This is a genomic window from Vibrio sp. Y176 (assembly GCF_033438945.1).
Map to the genome: position 1 here is coordinate 1 of NZ_JAWOQS010000150.1, position 995 is coordinate 995.

At 42.3% G+C, this 995-nt stretch carries 2 protein-coding genes; both read left to right on the forward strand.

Features of this window, described 5'->3' with window-relative positions:
* The first annotated feature begins 8 nt into the window (after positions 1-8).
* A complete protein-coding gene (locus tag R7O13_RS24755; protein WP_005477072.1) occupies positions 9-305 on the forward strand; it encodes an isoamylase early set domain-containing protein in 297 nt (98 codons plus the stop codon).
* A gap of 239 nt (positions 306-544) precedes the next feature.
* The coding region (locus tag R7O13_RS24760; protein WP_318304922.1) for an SDR family oxidoreductase at positions 545-995 on the forward strand (451 nt) is incomplete at its 3' end.

The following is a 995-nucleotide window of genomic DNA, read 5'->3' on the forward strand; positions in this document are numbered from 1 at the left end:
AAAGATTCATGCTTAAAAAGAGATTTTTCAAAACTAAAGATGAAGTTGAAGTCACTTTTGAACTCGATAAAAACCAGTGGGAATCCATTAAAATCGCTGGAGATTTTAATGACTGGCAACCAGAGCCAATGAAACTGGTGAAAAAAAGCGGCCAATTTAAGTTCAAAACACGTCTACCCAAAGAGCAACACATCCAATTTCGTTATCTCCTCGATGAAGTTGAATGGGAGAACGATCCTCAAGCAGATGCTTACGTTCCAAATGGCTTTGGTAGCGACAACAGCGTTGTTTGCACCGTTGAATAAGTGGTAACGTTGATGGGTTGATTAGTGCGGATTTCACCGCAGTAACAGCGCATTCTTCTCACTTAAGGCGCACGAGTTGCGCCTTTTTCCTACCAATAAGACAAACTCAAGTAGCAATTATTGTTGCCAGTGAACAACAGTGTTTTACCTAAAGTGATATATATCAACAAAAGTTATTTCCTTAGTATGAGTTCATCGCAGCAGACCGCTGCTTTCAACGAAAACTGAGGAAGTAACAAATGAAAAAACTGGTTGTTATTACTGGTGCAAGTTCAGGTATTGGTGAAGCTATCGCACGTCGTTTTAGTGAAGAAGGCCACCCTCTCCTTCTTGTGGCTCGTCGCGTAGAACGTTTAGAAGCACTAAATTTACCAAACACCTTATGTGAAAAAGTCGATGTCACTGACCAAGCGAGTTTGATAACAGCGATTGAAAAAGCAGAAGCTCAATTTGGTCCAGCTGACGTGCTAGTCAACAATGCGGGTGTAATGTTGCTTGGTCAGATCGACACGCAGGACGCCGCTGAATGGAAGCGTATGTTCGACGTTAACGTGCTTGGTTTGCTTAATGGTATGCACTCCGTACTTGCATCAATGAAAGCGCGCAATAGTGGCACAATAATCAACATCAGCTCTATTGCAGGTAAAAAGACTTTCCCTGACCACGCTGCATATTGTGGGACTAAGTTCG